The organism is Pseudomonas sp. WOUb67 (assembly GCF_050058005.1).
GTDB lineage: Bacteria > Pseudomonadota > Gammaproteobacteria > Pseudomonadales > Pseudomonadaceae > Aquipseudomonas > Aquipseudomonas putida_R.
In genome coordinates this window covers 2,459,035-2,477,083 of the sequence record NZ_CP170112.1, presented here as the reverse complement: position 1 = coordinate 2,477,083, position 18,049 = coordinate 2,459,035, and the positions used below count along the sequence as shown (strand labels likewise).

20 protein-coding genes are annotated in these 18,049 nt (G+C 63.6%); all 20 read right to left on the bottom strand.

The window, feature by feature from the left end:
* Nucleotides 1-9 precede the first annotated feature (9 nt).
* The gene (locus tag ABOC32_RS11280) at nt 10-384 is read right to left on the bottom strand and encodes a chemotaxis response regulator CheY (protein ID WP_161775562.1); all 375 of its coding nucleotides are present in this window, start codon (nt 382-384) and stop codon (nt 10-12) included.
* 120 nt (nt 385-504) lie between these two features.
* Nucleotides 505-1,245: an RNA polymerase sigma factor FliA gene (gene fliA, locus ABOC32_RS11275; RefSeq protein ID WP_019472908.1), complete on the bottom strand. Its 741-nt coding sequence runs from the start codon at nt 1,243-1,245 to the stop codon at nt 505-507.
* On the bottom strand, nt 1,242-2,075 hold the full coding sequence (gene fleN, locus ABOC32_RS11270) for a flagellar synthesis regulator FleN (protein WP_012273492.1): 834 nt from the start codon (nt 2,073-2,075) through the stop codon (nt 1,242-1,244). The genes fliA and fleN overlap by 4 nt, the downstream gene beginning before the upstream one ends.
* A 93-nt stretch (nt 2,076-2,168) precedes the next feature.
* Nucleotides 2,169-3,476, bottom strand: coding sequence for a flagellar biosynthesis protein FlhF (gene flhF / locus ABOC32_RS11265; RefSeq protein WP_426811062.1), 1,308 nt, complete (start codon nt 3,474-3,476; stop codon nt 2,169-2,171).
* 11 nt (nt 3,477-3,487) lie between these two features.
* Complete coding sequence (gene flhA, locus ABOC32_RS11260) at nt 3,488-5,617, bottom strand: flagellar biosynthesis protein FlhA (protein ID WP_426811061.1); 2,130 nt, start codon at nt 5,615-5,617, stop codon at nt 3,488-3,490.
* A gap of 218 nt (nt 5,618-5,835) precedes the next feature.
* Nucleotides 5,836-6,978 (bottom strand): flagellar biosynthesis protein FlhB, encoded by a 1,143-nt coding sequence (flhB, locus tag ABOC32_RS11255; protein WP_426811060.1) that lies wholly within the window; start codon nt 6,976-6,978, stop codon nt 5,836-5,838.
* A gap of 2 nt (nt 6,979-6,980) precedes the next feature.
* A complete protein-coding gene (gene fliR / locus ABOC32_RS11250; protein ID WP_234228927.1) occupies nt 6,981-7,757 on the bottom strand; it encodes a flagellar biosynthetic protein FliR in 777 nt (258 codons plus the stop codon).
* Between the two features lie 7 nt (nt 7,758-7,764).
* On the bottom strand, nt 7,765-8,034 hold the full coding sequence (gene fliQ, locus ABOC32_RS11245; RefSeq protein WP_234228925.1) for a flagellar biosynthesis protein FliQ: 270 nt from the start codon (nt 8,032-8,034) through the stop codon (nt 7,765-7,767).
* Between the two features lie 21 nt (nt 8,035-8,055).
* Nucleotides 8,056-8,811 carry a flagellar type III secretion system pore protein FliP gene (fliP, locus tag ABOC32_RS11240; protein ID WP_426811059.1) on the bottom strand — a complete coding sequence of 252 codons (756 nt, stop codon included), beginning with the start codon at nt 8,809-8,811 and terminating at the stop codon, nt 8,056-8,058.
* A complete protein-coding gene (gene fliO, locus ABOC32_RS11235) occupies nt 8,811-9,245 on the bottom strand; it encodes a flagellar biosynthetic protein FliO (protein WP_426811058.1) in 435 nt (144 codons plus the stop codon). Before fliO ends, fliP begins: the two co-directional genes overlap by 1 nt.
* A gap of 12 nt (nt 9,246-9,257) precedes the next feature.
* The gene (gene fliN / locus ABOC32_RS11230; protein ID WP_426811057.1) at nt 9,258-9,725 is read right to left on the bottom strand and encodes a flagellar motor switch protein FliN; all 468 of its coding nucleotides are present in this window, start codon (nt 9,723-9,725) and stop codon (nt 9,258-9,260) included.
* Between the two features lie 47 nt (nt 9,726-9,772).
* Nucleotides 9,773-10,741: a flagellar motor switch protein FliM gene (fliM, locus tag ABOC32_RS11225; protein WP_013973595.1), complete on the bottom strand. Its 969-nt coding sequence runs from the start codon at nt 10,739-10,741 to the stop codon at nt 9,773-9,775.
* A gap of 9 nt (nt 10,742-10,750) precedes the next feature.
* Complete coding sequence (gene fliL / locus ABOC32_RS11220) at nt 10,751-11,248, bottom strand: flagellar basal body-associated protein FliL (RefSeq protein ID WP_426811056.1); 498 nt, start codon at nt 11,246-11,248, stop codon at nt 10,751-10,753.
* Between the two features lie 185 nt (nt 11,249-11,433).
* The gene (locus ABOC32_RS11215) at nt 11,434-12,681 is read right to left on the bottom strand and encodes a flagellar hook-length control protein FliK (protein WP_426811055.1); all 1,248 of its coding nucleotides are present in this window, start codon (nt 12,679-12,681) and stop codon (nt 11,434-11,436) included.
* Nucleotides 12,682-12,753: 72 nt separating this feature from the next.
* On the bottom strand, nt 12,754-13,101 hold the full coding sequence (locus tag ABOC32_RS11210; protein ID WP_043197137.1) for an Hpt domain-containing protein: 348 nt from the start codon (nt 13,099-13,101) through the stop codon (nt 12,754-12,756).
* Between the two features lie 48 nt (nt 13,102-13,149).
* A complete protein-coding gene (locus tag ABOC32_RS11205; RefSeq protein WP_426811054.1) occupies nt 13,150-14,841 on the bottom strand; it encodes a SpoIIE family protein phosphatase in 1,692 nt (563 codons plus the stop codon).
* Between the two features lie 8 nt (nt 14,842-14,849).
* Nucleotides 14,850-15,155, bottom strand: a complete 306-nt coding sequence (locus ABOC32_RS11200; protein ID WP_016711787.1) for an STAS domain-containing protein — start codon at nt 15,153-15,155, stop codon at nt 14,850-14,852.
* Nucleotides 15,156-15,387: 232 nt separating this feature from the next.
* Nucleotides 15,388-15,840, bottom strand: coding sequence for a flagellar export protein FliJ (fliJ, locus tag ABOC32_RS11195; RefSeq protein ID WP_016498552.1), 453 nt, complete (start codon nt 15,838-15,840; stop codon nt 15,388-15,390).
* A gap of 6 nt (nt 15,841-15,846) precedes the next feature.
* On the bottom strand, nt 15,847-17,202 hold the full coding sequence (gene fliI / locus ABOC32_RS11190) for a flagellar protein export ATPase FliI (protein ID WP_426811053.1): 1,356 nt from the start codon (nt 17,200-17,202) through the stop codon (nt 15,847-15,849).
* The gene (gene fliH, locus ABOC32_RS11185; RefSeq protein WP_426811052.1) at nt 17,192-17,986 is read right to left on the bottom strand and encodes a flagellar assembly protein FliH; all 795 of its coding nucleotides are present in this window, start codon (nt 17,984-17,986) and stop codon (nt 17,192-17,194) included. The genes fliI and fliH overlap by 11 nt, the downstream gene beginning before the upstream one ends.
* Nucleotides 17,987-18,049: the final 63 nt, after the last annotated feature.

Sequence of the window (18,049 nt, the reverse complement as noted above, 5' to 3'; positions counted from 1 at the left end):
TGACGTGACTCAGCCGTTGACGCGTTCGAAGATCTTCTCGATCTTTTCTTTGAGCACCTGAGCGGTGAACGGCTTGACCACATAGCCATTGACGCCGGCCTGGGCCGCTTCGATGATCTGGTCGCGCTTGGCCTCGGCAGTTACCATCAGTACCGGCATGGTTTTCAGCTTTTCACTGGCTCGCACTTTACGCAGCAGGTCGATGCCGGACATGCCGGGCATGTTCCAGTCAGTCACCAGGAAATCGTAGTGGCCGTTTTCCAGCATCGGCAGCGCCGTAGTGCCATCGTCGGCTTCTTCGGTGTTGGTGAAGCCCAGGTCACGCAACAGGTTCTTGATGATCCGCCGCATCGTCGAAAAGTCGTCAACGATGAGGATTTTCATGTTCTTGTCCAATTAGACCTCCAAGCAGTCTCAAACGCGCCCGGTCTACCGGGCACGCACTCATTCAATTCGGTACAACGTGGAAAAAGCACGTGGAAAACGCCTGCAACGACACCGGGCTCAACGTGCCCGCCATTCCCCCAGGCGGCTACGCAGGCGCGCGGCGCACTGGCTGTGCAACTGGCTGACCCGCGACTCGCTGACCCCAAGCACCTCGCCGATTTCCTTGAGGTTCAACTCTTCGTCGTAGTACAGCGCCAGTACCAGGCGCTCACGCTCCGGCAGGTTGGCAATGGCCTCGGTCAGGGCAGCCTGGAAGCGTTCGTCCTCCAGGCCACGCGCAGGTTCGACATGGCCACTGGCGCCATCCTCATGCAGCCCTTCGTGCTCGCCGTCCTGCAACAGGTCGTCAAAGCTGAACAGGCGGCTGCCCAAGGTATCGTTCAAGATCCCGTAGTAATCGTCGAGACTCAATTGGAGTTCGGCAGCAACTTCATGATCTTTAGCGTCCCGGCCTGTTCTGGCTTCAACGGCACGCATTGCGTCACTGACCATGCGGGTATTACGGTGCACCGAACGCGGTGCCCAGTCGCCCTTGCGCACCTCGTCGAGCATGGCCCCGCGGATGCGGATGCCAGCATAGGTTTCAAAGCTGGCGCCTTTGCTGGCGTCATACTTGTTGGCCACTTCAAGCAGGCCGATCATGCCGGCCTGGATCAGGTCCTCGACCTGCACGTTGGCCGGCAAGCGCGCCAACAGGTGGTAGGCAATGCGCTTCACCAGCGGGGCGTAGCGTTCGATAAGCTCGTACTGGGCGTCTTTCGCCGCCCGGCTGTACATCTTGAAGCCGCTGGCGTTCATAGCACGGGTCCCGCGCTGGTGGGTTGCACCAGACGCTCGACAAAGAACTCCAGGTGCCCGCGCGGGTTGGCCGGCAGCGGCCAGCTGTCGACCTTCTGGGCAATCGCCTTGAAGGCCAGCGCGCATTTGGAACGCGGGAAGGCTTCGTAGACGGCGCGCTGCTTCTGCACCGCCTTGCGCACGCATTCGTCGTACGGCACGGCGCCCACGTACTGCAGGGCAACGTCGAGGAAGCGGTCGGTGACCTTGGTCAGCTTGGCGAACAGGTTGCGCCCTTCCTGCGGGCTCTGCGCCATGTTGGCCAGCACACGGAAACGATTCATCCCGTAGTCGCGGTTGAGCAGTTTGATCAGGGCGTAGGCATCGGTGATCGAGGTGGGCTCGTCACACACCACCAGCAGCACTTCCTGGGCGGCGCGAACGAAGCTGACCACCGACTCACCGATACCCGCCGCAGTGTCGATCACCAGCACGTCGAGGTTGTCGCCGATTTCGCTGAACGCCTGGATCAGCCCGGCATGCTGGGCCGGGGCCAGGTGCACCATGCTCTGGGTGCCCGAGGCCGCCGGCACGATGCGCACACCGCCAGGGCCTTGCAGCATCACGTCACGCAGCTCGCAGCGCCCCTCGATGACATCGGCCAGGGTACGTTTGGGGGTAAGGCCCAGCAACACGTCGACGTTGGCCAGGCCCAGGTCGGCGTCCAGCAGCATGACCCTGCGGCCAAGCTCGGCCAGCGCCAGGGACAAGTTCACTGAAACGTTAGTCTTGCCGACGCCACCTTTGCCACCGGTCACGGCGATCACCTGTACGGGATGCATGCTACCCATGTCTGTTCTTTACCTTGTCTCGCTGGGACTCAGGCCACACGTGGGGCAATTCTGCGTACCCCTTGGCATAGCTACTTTGCACACGCTTCATGGTCAACCCGCTCGCCGGGGGTTGTGATAGAGATCAGCGAACATGTCGGCCATGGCCTCTTCGCTGGGCTCGTCCTGCAGCTGCACATTCACCGCACGGGACACCAGCTGGTGACCACGCGGCAGGTGCAGGTCGTCAGGAATGCGCGGGCCATCGGTGAGGTAGGCCACGGGCAGTTCATGACTGATGGCAAGGCTCAGCACATCGCCGAGGCTCGCCGTTTCATCCAGTTTGGTCAGGATGCAACCGGCCAGGCCACAACGCTTGTAGCTGTGGTAGGCGGCGGTCAGCACCTGTTTCTGGCTGGTGGTAGCCAGTACCAGGTAATTCTTCGCGGCAATGCCACGCCCGGCCAGGGTTTCCAGCTGCATGCGCAGTGCCGGGTCGCTGGCCTGCAGGCCGGCGGTATCGATCAGCACGACGCGCTTGCGCAGCAGTGGCTCCAGCGCCGCAGCCAACGACTGGCCCGGGTCGACGTAGGTCACTGGCACGTTGAGGATGCGGCCCAGGGTCTTGAGCTGCTCCTGGGCACCGATACGGAAGCTGTCCATGCTCACCAGCGCCAGGTTCTGCGCGCCGTACTTGAGCACGTAGCGGGCAGCCAGCTTGGCCAGGGTGGTGGTCTTGCCCATGCCGGCCGGGCCGACCATGGCAATTACCCCACCCTCTTCGATCGGTTCGATTTCAGGAATTTCGATCATCCGCGCCAGGTGCGCCAACAGCATGCGCCAGGCCTGGCGAGGCTCTTCGATCTCGGTGGTCAGGTCCAGCAGCTCACGGGCGATAGGCCCGGACAGGCCAATGCGCTGCAGGCGGCGCCAGAGGTTGGCCTGCTGCGGCTTGCTGCCCTGCAGCTGGCTCCAGGCCAGCGAACCGAGCTGCACTTCCAGCAGCTCGCGCAGGCCCGACAGCTCGGAGCGCATGGCATCGAACAGGCGCGGGTCGACCGGCGCCGCAGCAGGGGCAGCGACAGCCTCAGGGGCATCGACGTGCGGCTCGATCAACGGCTCGGCGGCCGTCAGCGACTGCCCGGCAAACAATTGGCGGTTGTTGTCGCTGCTGTCCTGGCGGTGGTCCAGCTCGGCCTGGGCAGTGGCGATGCGCGTATGGGTCTTGCGCAGCTCTTCTTCCAGCTCGGCGTTGGGCACGCGCGGGGCCAGGGCGGACAGCTTGTAGTCCAGCGCGGCCGTCAGTTCGACACCACCGGCAATGCGGCGGTTGCCAATGATCGCGGCATCGGCGCCCAGCTCGTCACGGACCAGTTTCATGGCCTGACGCATATCGGCGGCGAAAAATCGCTTAACTTGCATTATCCACTACCTCAGCCGTTAGGGCCCACGGTGGCAACGATGGTGACTTGCTTGTTGTCAGGTATTTCCTGATACGCCAGAACATGCAAATTCGGTACAGCCAGGCGACCGAAACGCGACAGCATGGCGCGGATCGGGCCGGCGACCAGCAGTATGGCCGGTTGGCCCTGCATTTCCTGGCGCTGGGCCGCTTCGATCAGCGAACGTTGCAGCTTCTCGGCCATGCTCGGTTCCAGAAGAACACCATCTTCCTGACCCTGCCCGGCCCTTTGCAGACTATTGAGCAAAATCTGTTCCAACCTTGGCTCCAGGGTAATCACTGGCAGCTCAGACTCAACGCCGACAATGCTTTGCACGATGGCGCGACACAATCCGACGCGTACAGCCGCCACCAGCGCGGCGGTATCTTGACTCTTGCCGGCGTTGTTCGCGATGGCTTCGGCAATACTGCGAATATCGCGCACCGGCACCTGTTCCGACAACAACGCTTGCAGCACCTTCAGCAGGCCCGACAAGGAAATGACACCCGGCACCAGCTCTTCTGCAAGTTTAGGCGATGCCTTGGACAGCACCTGCAGCAGTTGCTGAACCTCTTCGTGGCCAATCAGCTCGTGGCAGTGCTTCTGCAGGATCTGGTTGAGGTGGGTGGCCACCACGGTGCTTGCGTCGACCACGGTGTAGCCCAGCGACTGAGCCTGGGAACGCTGGCCGACGTCGATCCACACCGCCTCCAGGCCAAACGCCGGGTCGCGCGCGGCAATGCCGTTCAGGGTGCCGAACACTTGCCCGGGGTTGATCGCCAGCTCCCGGTCCGGGTAAATCTCTGCTTCGGCGAGGATCACCCCCATCAGGGTCAGGCGATAGGCGCTGGGCTGCAGGTCGAGGTTGTCGCGAATGTGCACGGTGGGCATGAGGAAACCCAGGTCCTGGGACAGCTTCTTGCGCACCCCCTTGATCCGCGCCAGCAACTGGCCGCCCTGGTTGCGGTCGACCAGCGGGATCAGCCGGTAACCGACTTCCAGGCCGATCATGTCGATGGGCGTCACGTCGTCCCAGCCCAGCTCCTTGGTATCGAGCGCGCGCTGCGGCGAGGGCAACAGGTCTTGCTGGCGCTGCGCCTCTTGCTGCGCCTCCAGCTTGACCTTGTGCTGCTTCTTCCACACCAGGTAGGCGCCGCCACAGGCCATCAGGCCAAGGCTGAGGAAGGCCACGTGGGGCATGCCCGGCACCAGCCCCATGACGATCATCAGCCCGCCGGATACCGCCAGGGCCTTGGGCGAATCGAACATCTGCCGGTTGATCAGCTTGCCCATGTCCTCGGAGCCCGAGGCGCGGGTGACCATGATCGCGGCGGCGGTGGACAGCAGCAGTGATGGCAATTGCGCCACCAAACCGTCACCAATGGTCAGCAAGGCGTACACCCTGCCGGCATCGCCGAAGCTCATGCCGTGCTGCAGCATGCCGATCAGCATGCCGCCGATCAGGTTGATGAACAGGATCAGCAGGCCGGCGATGGCGTCACCGCGGACGAACTTGCTGGCACCGTCCATCGAGCCATAGAACTCGGCCTCCTGCGCCACCTCGGCACGGCGGTGCTTGGCCTGGGCCTGGTCGATCAGGCCGGCGTTGAGGTCGGCGTCGATGGCCATCTGCTTGCCGGGCATGGCGTCGAGGGTGAAACGCGCGCTCACCTCGGAAATACGCCCGGCACCCTTGGTCACCACCACGAAGTTGATGATCATGAGGATGGCAAACACCACGCCACCGACCACGTAGTTGCCGCCGATCACTACCTCACCGAAGGCCTGGATCACCTTACCGGCAGCGCCGTGGCCCTCCTGGCCATGCAGCATGACCACGCGGGTGGACGCCACGTTCAGGGCCAGACGCAGCAGCGTGGCCACCAGCAGGATGGTGGGGAAGGCGGCGAAGTCCAGCGGGCGCAGGGCGTACACGCAGACCAGCAGCACCACGATCGACAAGGCGATGTTGAAGGTGAAGAACACGTCGAGCAGGAACGGCGGTATCGGCAACATCATCATTGCCAACATCACCAGCAGCAGCAGCGGCACGCCCAGGTTGCCCCGGCCGAGACCGGCCAGGTTGTTGCGGGCGTTGCTGATTAACTGAGTGCGATCCACCGCGAGTCCTCTTGATGCAAAACTTTGACGCCCAGGGGGCGCCTGGGCGTGGCTTTGCAAGAAGCCTTCCAACTTTGCTCGGCAGATGATTTATGTTGCCTGTGCCGGCCTCTTCGCGGGTAAACCCGCTCCCACAGGTACTGCACAGGGTTTGAAATTTGTGACGCCCCTGTGGGAGCGGGTTTACCCGCGAAGAGGCCAGCCGCCTTGATGCAAGGTCAACTGTCGCGGCGCAGGTCCGGCGGGATCGGCAGGTCTTCTTTCAATGGCTCTGGCCGCTTGCCCCTGCCAGCGCGGTACTGGCGGATCTGGAACACATAGGCCAGCACCTGCGCCACGGCCAGGTACAAGCCGGCGGGGATTTCCTGCTCAGGCTCGGTGGAGTAGTAGATCGCCCGCGCCAGCGCCGGCGATTCGAGGATCTGGATCTTGTGCTCCACGCCAATCTCGCGAATCTTCAAGGCCATGAAGTCGGTGCCCTTGGCCAGCAGCAACGGCGCCGCCCCGCCCTTCTCCGGGTCGTACTGCAGGGCCACCGCATAGTGCGTCGGGTTGGTGATGATCACATCGGCCTGCGGCACCGCCGCCATCATGCGCCGCTGCGACATCTCGCGCTGCAGCTGGCGAATGCGTTGCTTGACCTCGGGCTTGCCCTCGCTGTCCTTGTACTCGTCGCGCACTTCCTGCTTGGTCATCTTCATTTTCTTGTGCGTCTGGTACAGCTGGATGGGCACGTCCGCCGCCGCGATCAACAGCAGCCCGGCCGACATCCACAACGCACTCCAGCCCACTACCTGCAGGCTGTGAATGATCGCCTGCTCCAGCGGCTCGTTGGCGATCGACAACAAGGCCTGGCGGTCGTTGATCAACACCACCACCGCCACTACCAGGATCACGAAGAACTTGGCCAGCGCCTTGAGCAGCTCGGTCAAGCCATTCACCGAGAACATGCGCTTGATCCCCGACAGCGGGTTCATGCGGCTGAATTTAGGCTGCAGCAAGCTGCCAGAGAACAGGAAGCCGCTGAGGGCAATGGGCGCGACGAAAGAAATCACGAACAGCAAAATCAGCACCGGCTGCACCGCCCATATCGCCATCTTGCCCGACACCAGCAGGAAGGCACCCATGGCCCGCTCGTCGACAATGATGTCGCGGGTCAGGCTGAAGTTCATGCGCATGATGCTCAGCAACGTCTCGGCCATATGGCCGCCGAATGCCAACAGGCCGCCCGCGCCCGCCAGGGTCACCGCCACCGTGTTCAGCTCCTTGGAGCGTGCGATCTCGCCTTTCTCGCGGGCATCGCGCTTGCGCTTCTCGGTGGGGTCTTCTGTCTTGTCCTGACCGCTCTCGCTTTCTGCCATGCTCAGCGCGCCCTCGCCAGTTCACGCAGCCATTGCAGCGCTTCGCTGGCCAATGCCTGATAGTGGGACAGCACATCGGCCAGACCAACCCAGAAAATGAGCATGCCCAGGACCAGGGTCAGCGGCAGGCCAATGGAGAAAATATTCAGCTGTGGCGCGGCCCGGGTCATTACGCCAAAGGCAATGTTCACCACGAGCAAGGCGGCGACTACCGGCAGGATCAGCAGCAGGCCGGCCGCAAACATCCAGCCCACTCGCCCGACCAGCTCCCAGAACTGGTTGACCACCAGCGCATTGCCGACCGGCAAGGTGGTGAAGCTTTCGGTCAGCACCTCGAACACCACCAGGTGGCCGTTCATCAGCAGGAACAGCACGCTCACCAGCATGGTCAGGAACTGGCTGATCACCGTGACGTTTACACCGTTGGCCGGGTCGACCATCGAGGCGAAGGCCATACCCATCTGCACCGCGACGATCTGCCCGGCAACCACAAACGCCTGGAACAGCAACTGCAAGGCCAGGCCGAACAGCGCACCGACAATGATCTGTTCGGCGCACAGCAGCATGCCGCGCAGGCTCAACGGGTCGAATTCGGGCAACGGCGGCAGCGCCGGCACGATCACCACGGTAATGGCCACCGCGACGTACAGGCGCACACGCGCCGGCAGCATGCGTGTGCCAAAGATCGGCATGGTCATCAGCACCGCTGTCACCCTGAACAACGGCAGGATGAAGGTGGCGACCCAGGTGCCGATCTGCGCGTCGGTCAGCTCCAGCATGCCCGCGTCAACCGATGAGCTGCGGAATGTTGGTGTACAGGGTGGTGATGTACTCCATGAACTTCTGCACCAGCCAAGGCCCGGCGACGATCAGCGTGATCAGCATCACCAGCAGACGCGGCAGAAAGCTCAGGGTCTGTTCGTTGATCTGGGTGGCGGCCTGGAACATCGCCACCATCAGGCCCACCAACAGGCTCGGCACCACCAGCACGGCGACCATCAGGGTGGTCAGCCACAGGGCATCACGGAACAGGTCGACAGCTACTTCAGGTGTCATCGGCGGCTCTCCTTGACGGCGTCAGACGCCGCCGAAACTGCTGGCCAGGGTACCCATGATCAGCGCCCAGCCATCCACCAGCACGAACAGCATGATCTTGAACGGCAGCGAGATGATCAGCGGCGACAGCATCATCATACCCATGGCCATCAGCACACTGGCCACCACCATGTCGATGATCAGGAACGGGATGAAGATCATGAAACCTATCTGGAACGCGGTTTTCAGCTCGGAGGTAACGAACGCCGGCACCAGGATCGTCAGCGGGACCTGGTCGGGGCCGGCGATATCGGTGCGTTTGGACAGGCGCATGAACAGGTCGAGGTCGCTTTGCCGGGTTTGCGCCAGCATGAAGTCCTTGAGCGGCACCTGGGCCTTGTCGATGGCCTGCTGGGCGGTCATCTGCTCCTTGAGGTACGGCTGCAGGGCATCCGTGTTCACCCGGTCGAACACCGGCGCCATGATGAACATGGTCAGGAACAGCGCCATGCCGGTCAGGATCTGGTTCGACGGCGTCTGCTGCAGGCCCAGGGCCTGACGCAGGATCGAGAACACGATGATGATGCGGGTAAAGCTGGTCATCAGGATGACGAACGCCGGGATGAAGCTGAGCGCCGTCATGATCAGCAGAATCTGCAGGCTGACCGAATATTCCTGCTGCCCGTCCGCACCGTTGGACAGGGTAATGGCCGGGATCGACAACGGGTCGGCGGCCAGGGCCAGCGGCGCCGCAAGCAGCAGCACCAAAGTCAACAACATACGCAGCGGGCCGCTCATCACTTCTTGTCCTTAGGGTCCTTGCCCATCAGCTCCATCAGCCGCTGGGCAAATTCCGGCGTTGCCTGACGCGCGCCAGCCGGCACTTCCACGGGTTCGGCCAGCACATGCAAGGCCTCGATGCTGCCGGGGGTGTGGCCAATCAGGATCTGCTCCTTGCCCACCTGCACCAGCAGCAGGCGGTCCCGCGGGCCGATGGCCCGGCTGCCGACGATCTCGATCACCTGCCCGCCCTTCACCGCCGTGCTCTGCATACGCCGCAGCACCCAGGCCAGGAAGAAGATCAGGCCCACCACCAGCAGCAGGCCGAAGACCATCTGCGCCAACTGACCGCCGAGGCTGCCAGGCGCCGTCGCCGGGGTCGCCGCGGGCGTGGCTGCGGCCAGGCACGCCTGGCTGGCCTGCAATGCAGCGAACGCCGCGATGGCGCGCATCGTGCCCTTCACTCAGCGCAGCTTCTTGATACGTTCGCTGGGGCTGATCACGTCGGTCAGGCGAATGCCGAACTTCTCGTTGACCACCACCACTTCGCCATGGGCGATCAGCGTGCCGTTGACCAACACGTCGAGCGGCTCGCCGGCCAGGCGGTCCAGCTCGATCACCGAGCCCTGGTTGAGCTGCAGCAGGTTGCGGATGTTGATCTCGGTGCTGCCCACTTCCATGGAGATGTTCACCGGGATGTCCAGGATCACGTCCAGGTTCGGGCCTTCGAGACTGACGTTTTCGTTCGGCTTCGGCGAGCTGGCAAACTCTTCCATCGGCATGCGGCCAGCGCCGTTGCTGCTGCCGGTGTCACCGCCCAGCAGCGCATCGATGTCGGCCTGCCCGGCCGAGCCGGTTTCCTCAAGGGCCGCAGCCCACTCATCGGCCAGCGCCTGGTCCCCTGCGGAGGTGATCTCGTTTTCGTTAGCCATGGTTTCCTCGACAGGCATTCAATTCGTTATGAGCGACCGGCACGCCGTCAGCGGCGTTCGATCGGGTCGATGATCTGCAGGGCCAGGTTGCCCTTGTGCGAACCCAGCCGCGCCTTGAACGACGGCACACCGTTGGCGCGCAGCACCAGGTGCTCGGGCAGCTCCACCGGGATCACGTCGCCAGGCTGCATGTGCAGGATGTCGCGCAGCTTCAGCTGGCGCCGGGCGACCGTGGCGGTCAGCGGCACGGCCACATCCAGCACGTCCTCGCGCAGGGCCTTGACCCAGCGCTCATCCTGGTCGTCCAGGTCGGACTGGAAACCGGCATCGAGCATTTCGCGCACCGGCTCGATCATCGAGTACGGCATGGTCACGTGCAGGTCGCCGCCACCGCCGTCCAGCTCGATGTGGAAGGTAGACACCACCACCGCCTCGCTGGGGCCGACGATGTTGGCCATGGCCGGGTTGACCTCGGAGTTCATGTACTCGAAGGTGACCGGCATGATTGCCTGCCAGGCCTCCTTGAGGTCGACGAAACACTGGTCCAGCACCATGCGCACCACGCGCAGCTCGGTGGGGGTGAATTCGCGGCCTTCGATCTTGGCGTGGCGGCCATCGCCACCAAAGAAGTTGTCCACCAGCTTGAACACCAGCTTGGCATCGAGGATGAACAGCGAGGTGCCGCGCAGCGGCTTGATCTTGACCAGGTTGAGGCTGGTTGGCACGTACAGCGAGTGCACATATTCGCCGAACTTCATCACCTGCACACCACCCACGGCCACGTCGGCAGAGCGGCGCAGCAGGTTGAACATGCTGATACGGGTGTAACGGGCGAAGCGCTCGTTGATCATTTCCAGGGTCGGCATGCGACCCCGCACGATACGGTCCTGGCTGGTCAGGTCGTAGCTTTTGATACTGCCAGGCTCGGATGCACTTTCGGTCTGCACCAGCCCGTCGTCGACGCCGTGCAACAGGGCATCGATTTCATCCTGGGACAGCAGGTCCTGTACGGCCATTGCGGACTCCTACTGCAATACGAAATTGGTGAACAGCAACTGGTCGATGACCGGCTTGCCGACTTCCTTCTGCGCCACTTCCTGGACCACGGCGGTGGCCTTCTGGCGCAGCATCTCCTGCCCCACAGGGCTGCTGGCGAGGGTGTCGAAGCCCTGCCCGGAGAACATCATCACCAGGTTGTTGCGGATCACCGGCATGTGCACCTTCAGGGCATCCAGGTCAGCCTGGTTCCGCGCCTGCATGGTGATGCTCAGCTGCATGTAGCGCTGGCGGCCGTTCTGGTTGAAGTTGACCACGAATGCCGGGGTCAGCGCCTCGTAGATCGATGCAGGCTTGACGTTGCTGGCCGCAGGCTCGGCGGCCGGGGCCGAATCGCCCTTGTGCATGATGAACCAGGTAGCGCCCACCGAAAGGCCGATCGCCAGCAACAGGCCAACAACGGCCAGCAGGATCAGCTTGAGTTTGCCTTTAGTGGCGGGGTCTTTGACTGCTTCGCTCTTCGCCATGCCAATAATCCGTCGTCCATCGGGGGTTCAAAGGTGGATGGCTTGGCTTGAGCAAGTGTTATGCCAGAATGGGGCTGGGCAGCCTGTGCCGGTCTCTTCGCAGCACAAGGCTGCTCCTACAGGGACCGCATTCCCCTGTAGGAGCAGCCTTGTGCTGCGAAGAGGCCGGCACTGCAAAAGAAGGGTCAGGCGTAATAATCAACCGCACTGTCGCCAACAACCACCTGCTGCTCCACAGGCCGGGCGCTTTCGGCTGACTCAACGCCGCCCTGCTCCGCCTGCCGCGCCGCCACCCCGGACAGGTTGCTGCCCTGCGCCTGCCCCTGCTGCTGTTGCTGCCCGCGCGACTGATCGGCCACGTTGACATCCGGCTGGGCCAGCCCCTGCTGGGCGAACAGTTCGCGCAGGCGGTGCACCTGGCTGTCGAGGGCATCACGCACACCGGCGTGACCGCTGATGAAGGTGACCTGGGTCGACTGGTCCGCCGCAACATTGACGCGAATGTCCAGGCGGCCCAGCTCGGCCGGCTCCAGCTGGATATCCGCCGACTTGAGGTTCTGGCTGGACAGGTACATGACCCGGTTGACCAGGCCCTCCGCCCAGGCGCCCTGGTTCATCGGCAATGGCTGGTGCAACGGGCTGGCATTGGCCGGCACGGCGTTGGCGGTCTTGGCCGTGGCAGCCTGGGTCAGGCTGGCCAGGCGATTGGCGAAATCATCGATGCGGGTGTCGCTGCTGGCGCTCTTGGTGTCTTTCAGGCCATCTTCAAGCAAGGCGCCAAAGGCCTTGTCACCCGGCTCACCCGCTTCACCCTCGGCATCGTCCACCAGATTCGCCAAGGTATTGACGGCTGCCTGCCCATCTTCGCCCTGGGCCCGGGACGGATCCAGGGCGTGTGCCGAGGTACCCCCCTTCGCTTGGGCACTATGTTCCAACGCCAGGCGCAAGGTGGGCAGGTTGGCCAACGGGTCGGCATCGGGGTCGAAGGCTTCTTCGGCAGCGGGCTCTTCGGGCAGTGCAGCACCCTGCGCCGTGGCGGCCTGCAATACCGGCGCAACGGCCTCGGCCTGGGCCTGGATCAGTTGCGCACCCGGCTGGGCGTCGGTGACCTGGCCGGCCACCAGGCTGGCATCACGCAGCCCGGTATCAGCCTGGGCAGCGTCGTCAGCTGGCAATTTGTTGCCGTCATCGGCAACCGCAGTTTTGTCGGCGGGGTCTTTCTTGCCACCCGCTGCCGCCTCAGGTTTGTCCTTGGGCTTGGCCGGGGCGACCTTGTCATCCTGCCCGGCGGCCTTGTCACGCCCCTGCCTGGCCATCACCTGGCCAAAGCCATCGCCCTTGTCACCCAGCGGTTTGTCCGCCTGCGCGGTGGCCGAACGCGAGGTGCTGGTGATGGCGTTGGCTTGCAACAAAGGGTTGGGTGCGACAGGCATTGAGCGGTCTCCGCGCCAGAAACAAAAAGATCATCCGGCCAGAGACAGGCAAGACTCGCGCCAACTCACGTTTCAGCCTGCGGAAATACGCTGCTGCTCACCGCGGTAGAAGTGCTGCACTTCGACATATTCCAGGTCGATGCGGTTGATCAGGTCTTCGATGCCATACAGCGGCGGCCGCCGCGCGCGGTCTTCCAGCTGCTGGCACAGGCCAGCCAGGGCCACGGCGCCCATGTTGCTGCTGCTGCCCTTGAAACTGTGGGCAGCCGCACCGAGCTCTTCGGCGCTTTTGGCCGCATGCAGTTGGCTCAGGCGACGCTCGGAGTCGTCGAGAAAGGTCTGCACCAACTGCAGGTAGCCATCTTCCATGACTTCACGCAGGTCACTGAGTACCTTGTGGTCAATATGCATGTCAGTCACTTGTTCACTCCTTGATCAAGCCAGATTATGCCCGAGCCAGCCTGTGGCTCACCATACGAACTCCACATGTGCGCAACGCCCGCCTTCGCTCCAGCGGGCATTGCTGGCCAGGCGCTGAACCAGGTTCAGGCCACGCCCGCTCAGGCCCTGCGCCAGCGAAGGCCGCGCCAGCACACGCTGCACATCGAACCCGGCGCCACTGTCGAGCACCTCGATCATCAGACGCCCGCCCTCGGCGTGCGGTTCAACCCTGAAGTCGATGCGCACAAAACCGTCGCTCAACCCACCCAGCCGCCGGGCGCGCTCCTGATAATAGTCGGCGAACCCCTGCACATCGCGCTTTAGCCGCGAATCCAGGCCCAGCACCCCATGCTCCAGCGCATTGGAATACAACTCGCTGAGCACCGCGTGCAGGCTGCCGGTGCGCGCCCGCAGGCCGTGTATTTCCTGCAACAACTGCACCAGGTACGGCACCGGGTTGAAGCGCTTGAGGCTCTCACCACGCACTTCGAACCCCAGCGACCAGTCCAGCGGGCTGGAACGGCCGCTATCAGAGTAGATCATCGGCGCCGGCACACGCTCTTCAGCGCTGAACATGCGGATGTCACACAGGCTGATGTCATCACGCGGGCGCCCGCCAAAACGCTCCAGCGCCTGCATGACTTCATCGAACAGCTGCGCCGGGTCGTGATTGTCGGCCAACACCGCACGCAAACGCTCCACGCCGAATAACCGTTCCTGGTCATCGGCGGTGTCCAGCACGCCGTCCGACAACAGCAACAGGCGCTCGCCCGGTGCCAACGGCAGCACTTCGGTGCTGTCATCGAAACGCTCTGCAGCCAGAATGCCAAGCGGCAGGTGCCGCGAGCCCAGCGATGATAGCACGTCGCCACTTACCGACAGGCGATAGCCATCGGGCATGCCCCCGTTCCACACCTCGACCGAACCCCGCTGCAAGCTGAGGTCGAGCAGCAGTGCGCAGCAGAACATGTCCACCGGCAGGATGCGTTTGAGCTTGGCGTTCATCTCACGCAGGATCTGCGCCATGCCATAGCCCTTGGCGGTCATGCCGTAGAACACCTCGGCCAGCGGCATGGCCCCTACCGCCGCAGGCAGACCATGGCCGGTGAAATCGCCAAGCAGCACACGCATCTCACCGGCTGGCGTGAACGCGGCCAGCATCAGGTCGCCGTTGAACAGCGCATAGGGCGATTGCAGGTAGCGGATGTTGGGGGCAGACAGGCAGCCGGAGTGGGCCACTTTGTCGAATACTGCCTTGGCCACCCGCTGCTCGTTGAGCAGGTGGTGGTGGTGCCGGGTAATCTGGTCGCGCTGCTCCATCACCGTAGCCTGCAGCCGGCGCAGGCGGTCCATGGCGCGGATCTTGGCGCCGAGGATCACCGCACTGTAAGGCTTGGCCATGAAGTCATCGCCCCCGGCCTCCAGGCAGCGCACCAGGCCCTCTTCCTCATTCAGCGACGTCAGGAAAATGATCGGCACCAGCGCCTCGCCGGCCAGGGCCTTGATCTGCCGCGCCGCCTCGAAGCCATCCATCACCGGCATCAGCGCATCCAGCAGCACCAGCTGCGGGCGCCGCTCGACGAACAGCGCCACCGCCTGCTCGCCGTTTTCTGCGGTGAATACCTGATGGCCCTGGCGGCGTACGATCTGCGCCAGCAGCATTCTGTCGGCGGCCCCGTCTTCGGCGACCAGCACGGTCAACGCCTGTTGGGCCGGCATGTCGGCGCTCAACTGATGTCGAAGAGCTTTTCGAAATTGGAGATGGCGAGGATCTTGCGCACATCGGAGCTGGCATGCACCACGCGCACATCCGACTCATCGCCGCCCGCGTGGTCACGCAGCAACAGCAGCATGCCGAGCGCGGAACTGTCGAGGTAGGTGGTGTCTTTCAGGTCGACGATCACCGAATCGGGCCGGTCGGGCTGGCGTTCGTAGGCGTCACGAAATTCCTGATGTTTGCCGAAATCGAAGCGCCCCTTGATCTTGATCGTCAGCTTTTTCCCATCCTGCGAAAAATCAGTCTCGACTGCCATGCTAGCGATTCCTTCGATGATGGCGAATGCAACTCCATTAAGGTTTAGCAGGCGATGGCGGGGGTGGCAAGCACAGGGTTCCAGCATGCGACGCATGCCCCTGTAGGAGCAGCCTTGTGCTGCGAAGAGGCCGGTAAGGCCAAAGATTAGCTTTGGCTGCAATGGCCTCTTCGCAGCACAAGGCTGCTCCTACAAGGGGATGCGGTGACCTGAGCAGGGGTGCAAAACAGGATTAGAAGTGGTTTTGCCGGGGCAGACGCTGCGACAGCTCATCCAGCAACCGCTGCTCACGCTTGTCTTCGGCCCGCCGGGCTTCGTCCATGTAGCGCTGCACCAGCTTGCGCAGCCCCTCTACCCGGGCATAGGCCTGCTGCCAGGTGCCACGGGCGTTGTTGAGGTTGTTCTGGTGCCAGACCAGGCTCTGGCGCTGCTGGGTCATGGCCGTTTCCAGCTGCCCCAGGAAACGCTGGTAGTTGACCAGCCAGCTGCCATTGACCCCCTGCCCGCCGCGGTTGATCCACTGCAGCTGGTAATCCTCACGAAACCGTTCGAGTTCGGCCAGCTTGGCCTGGGACGTGGCCACTTGCTGCTGGAAATGCCCCAGGCGCTGGGCGGCCTTGCGCTCGGCCTCTTCGGCCATGTCCACCACCGGCGCCAGGCGCGCGGCGCGTCCGGGCAGCGCCATGGCCTATCAGCCCGCCGGGGGCGTGAAGATCGCCCCCAGCTGTTCGCGGCTCTGCGCCATGCCCACATTCTCCTGCAGGCCTTGGCGCAGAAACTCCACCAGCCTCGACTGCAAGGCAATCGCCAGGTCGGTTTCCGGGTCGCCGCCGGCCACATAGGCGCCCACGCTGATCAGGTCGCGGCTTTGCGACAGGCGCGACCACAGCTGCTTGAACTTCTGCGCCTGGCGCAAGTGGTCGGCATCCACCACCTGGGGCATCACCCGGCTGATCGAGGCTTCGATGTCGATGGCCGGGTAATGGCCCTCTTCGGCCAGCCGGCGCGACAGCACGAAGTGGCCGTCGAGCACACCGCGCGCCGAGTCAGCGATCGGGTCCTGCTGGTCATCACCTTCGGACAACACGGTGTAGAACGCGGTGATCGAACCACCACCCGCCTCGCCATTGCCCGCCCGCTCCACCAGCTTGGGCAGCTTGGCGAATACAGACGGCGGGTAACCCCGGGTGGCAGGCGGCTCGCCGATGGCCAGGGCAATTTCCCGCTGGGCCTGGGCGAAACGGGTGAGCGAGTCCATCAGCAACAGCACGTTCTTGCCTTTGTCGCGGAAGTACTCGGCAATCCGCGTGCAATACATGGCGGCGCGCAGGCGCATCAGCGGCGCATCGTCGGCAGGCGAAGCCACCACCACCGAGCGCTTGAGGCCCTCTTCACCCAGGATGTGCTCGATGAACTCCTTCACCTCACGGCCACGCTCACCGATCAGGCCAACCACGATGATTTCGGCTTCGGTGAAGCGGGTCATCATGCCCAGCAACACCGACTTACCTACGCCGGTACCGGCGAACAGGCCCAGGCGCTGGCCGCGACCGACGGTCAGCAGGCCGTTGATACTGCGGATGCCCACGTCCAGCGGCTTGCTGATGGGGTCACGGTTGAGCGGGTTGATCACCGGCCCGTCCATTGGCACCCAGTCCTCGGCCTTCATCCCGCCCTTGCCATCCAACGCACGCCCGGCGCCGTCCAGCACCCGGCCAAGCATGCTCATGCCCATGGGCAGCCGGCCGCCGTCATCCAGCGGCACCACCCGGGCGCCAGGGGCGATACCGACAATGCTGCCGACCGGCATGAGGAACACCTTGGGCCCGGCAAAACCCATGACTTCGGCTTCTACCTGGACCGGGTGGTAGCTGTCGTCGTTGATCACCAGGCAACGGCTACCCACCGCGGCGCGCAGGCCTTCGGCCTCCAGGGTGAGCCCGACCATGCGCAGCAGGCGGCCTTCGACGATGGGCTGGGCCGGCAGCTCGATGGCCTCGGCATAACTGCCCAGGCGCTTGCCAAAGCTGGTGCGCTTAAGGTGCATCAGGGCTGTCCACGGTACGCTCGACCGGGGCGTCCAGGTCTACCGACATGTCTGGCGCCGCCGGGTGCAGGGAATGGTCGTGCAACTGATCGAACAGCTGCGCCACGGTTTTCTCGATGCGCGTTTCCATGGTCGCGTCGATGCGGCTATGGGCCGTCTCGATACGGCAGCCCCCCGGTAGCAGTGCGCTGTCTTCCAGCAGCCGCCAGTTTTCCTCATGGCGTTCGCGCAGGGCCTTGGCCAGCTCGAAGTCCTGCGGGTTGAGGTGGATGCGGATATTGTCCGCCCCCATGGGCAGCAGCTTCAGTGCTTCGCGTAGCACCTGAGTAATCTGGCTGGAGTCGTTATGCAGTTCGCGGCCGATCACCTGGCGGGTCATGTGCGCGACCAGGTGCACGAGGGTTTTCTCGATCTGCGTGTCTTGCTCGGCGATCGGCTCCATCAGGTTGGCCATCAGTTGCTCAAGGCCGTCGAGCTTGGCCTTCAGGGCCACTTCGGCTTCCTGGCGGACCTTGAGCTGGGTGCTGTGAAAGCCCTCTCGCTCGCCGGTGGCGAAGCCTTCGTTGTAGGCTTCCTGGCGGATGGCCTCGAGTTCTTCCAGGGTCAGCGGCTGGACTTCTTCCAGCGGCACTTCCTCGATTTCTTCCTCGACCACCTCGGGTTCCGGCTCAGGCTCGGGTACGGGCTCTGGCTCCGGGTCGAAGCTGGGCAGCGTCCACACGTCCACGCCTTCGAGGTCGCGGGCACGGATCAGGTCGCTGGGGTGGTGTTCTTTGGTGGACATGTTTTCAGATACTCAACAAGCATGTTCGACCGACACGGACCTCTGTGGGAGCTGGCTTGCCGG

What these genes read in the sequence shown, in the direction of transcription:
- fliJ (WP_016498552.1), bottom strand. Translation starts at nt 15,840, where the DNA reads ATGGCGCTGCCCGGACGCGCCGCGCGCCTGGCGCCGGTGGTGGACATG.
- fliL (WP_426811056.1), bottom strand. Translation starts at nt 11,248, where the DNA reads ATGGCGAAGAGCGAAGCAGTCAAAGACCCCGCCACTAAAGGCAAACTC.
- flhF (WP_426811062.1), bottom strand. Translation starts at nt 3,476, where the DNA reads ATGCAAGTTAAGCGATTTTTCGCCGCCGATATGCGTCAGGCCATGAAA.
- fliH (WP_426811052.1), bottom strand. Translation starts at nt 17,986, where the DNA reads ATGTCCACCAAAGAACACCACCCCAGCGACCTGATCCGTGCCCGCGAC.
- fliA (WP_019472908.1), bottom strand. Translation starts at nt 1,245, where the DNA reads ATGAACGCCAGCGGCTTCAAGATGTACAGCCGGGCGGCGAAAGACGCC.
- fliM (WP_013973595.1), bottom strand. Translation starts at nt 10,741, where the DNA reads ATGGCCGTACAGGACCTGCTGTCCCAGGATGAAATCGATGCCCTGTTG.
- fliO (WP_426811058.1), bottom strand. Translation starts at nt 9,245, where the DNA reads ATGCGCGCCATCGCGGCGTTCGCTGCATTGCAGGCCAGCCAGGCGTGC.
- flhB (WP_426811060.1), bottom strand. Translation starts at nt 6,978, where the DNA reads ATGGCAGAAAGCGAGAGCGGTCAGGACAAGACAGAAGACCCCACCGAG.
- fliN (WP_426811057.1), bottom strand. Translation starts at nt 9,725, where the DNA reads ATGGCTAACGAAAACGAGATCACCTCCGCAGGGGACCAGGCGCTGGCC.
- ABOC32_RS11200 (WP_016711787.1), bottom strand. Translation starts at nt 15,155, where the DNA reads ATGGCAGTCGAGACTGATTTTTCGCAGGATGGGAAAAAGCTGACGATC.
- fliI (WP_426811053.1), bottom strand. Translation starts at nt 17,202, where the DNA reads ATGCACCTTAAGCGCACCAGCTTTGGCAAGCGCCTGGGCAGTTATGCC.
- ABOC32_RS11280 (WP_161775562.1), bottom strand. Translation starts at nt 384, where the DNA reads ATGAAAATCCTCATCGTTGACGACTTTTCGACGATGCGGCGGATCATC.
- fliR (WP_234228927.1), bottom strand. Translation starts at nt 7,757, where the DNA reads ATGCTGGAGCTGACCGACGCGCAGATCGGCACCTGGGTCGCCACCTTC.
- fliP (WP_426811059.1), bottom strand. Translation starts at nt 8,811, where the DNA reads ATGAGCGGCCCGCTGCGTATGTTGTTGACTTTGGTGCTGCTGCTTGCG.
- fliQ (WP_234228925.1), bottom strand. Translation starts at nt 8,034, where the DNA reads ATGACACCTGAAGTAGCTGTCGACCTGTTCCGTGATGCCCTGTGGCTG.
- ABOC32_RS11205 (WP_426811054.1), bottom strand. Translation starts at nt 14,841, where the DNA reads ATGCCGGCCCAACAGGCGTTGACCGTGCTGGTCGCCGAAGACGGGGCC.
- ABOC32_RS11215 (WP_426811055.1), bottom strand. Translation starts at nt 12,681, where the DNA reads ATGCCTGTCGCACCCAACCCTTTGTTGCAAGCCAACGCCATCACCAGC.
- fleN (WP_012273492.1), bottom strand. Translation starts at nt 2,075, where the DNA reads ATGGGTAGCATGCATCCCGTACAGGTGATCGCCGTGACCGGTGGCAAA.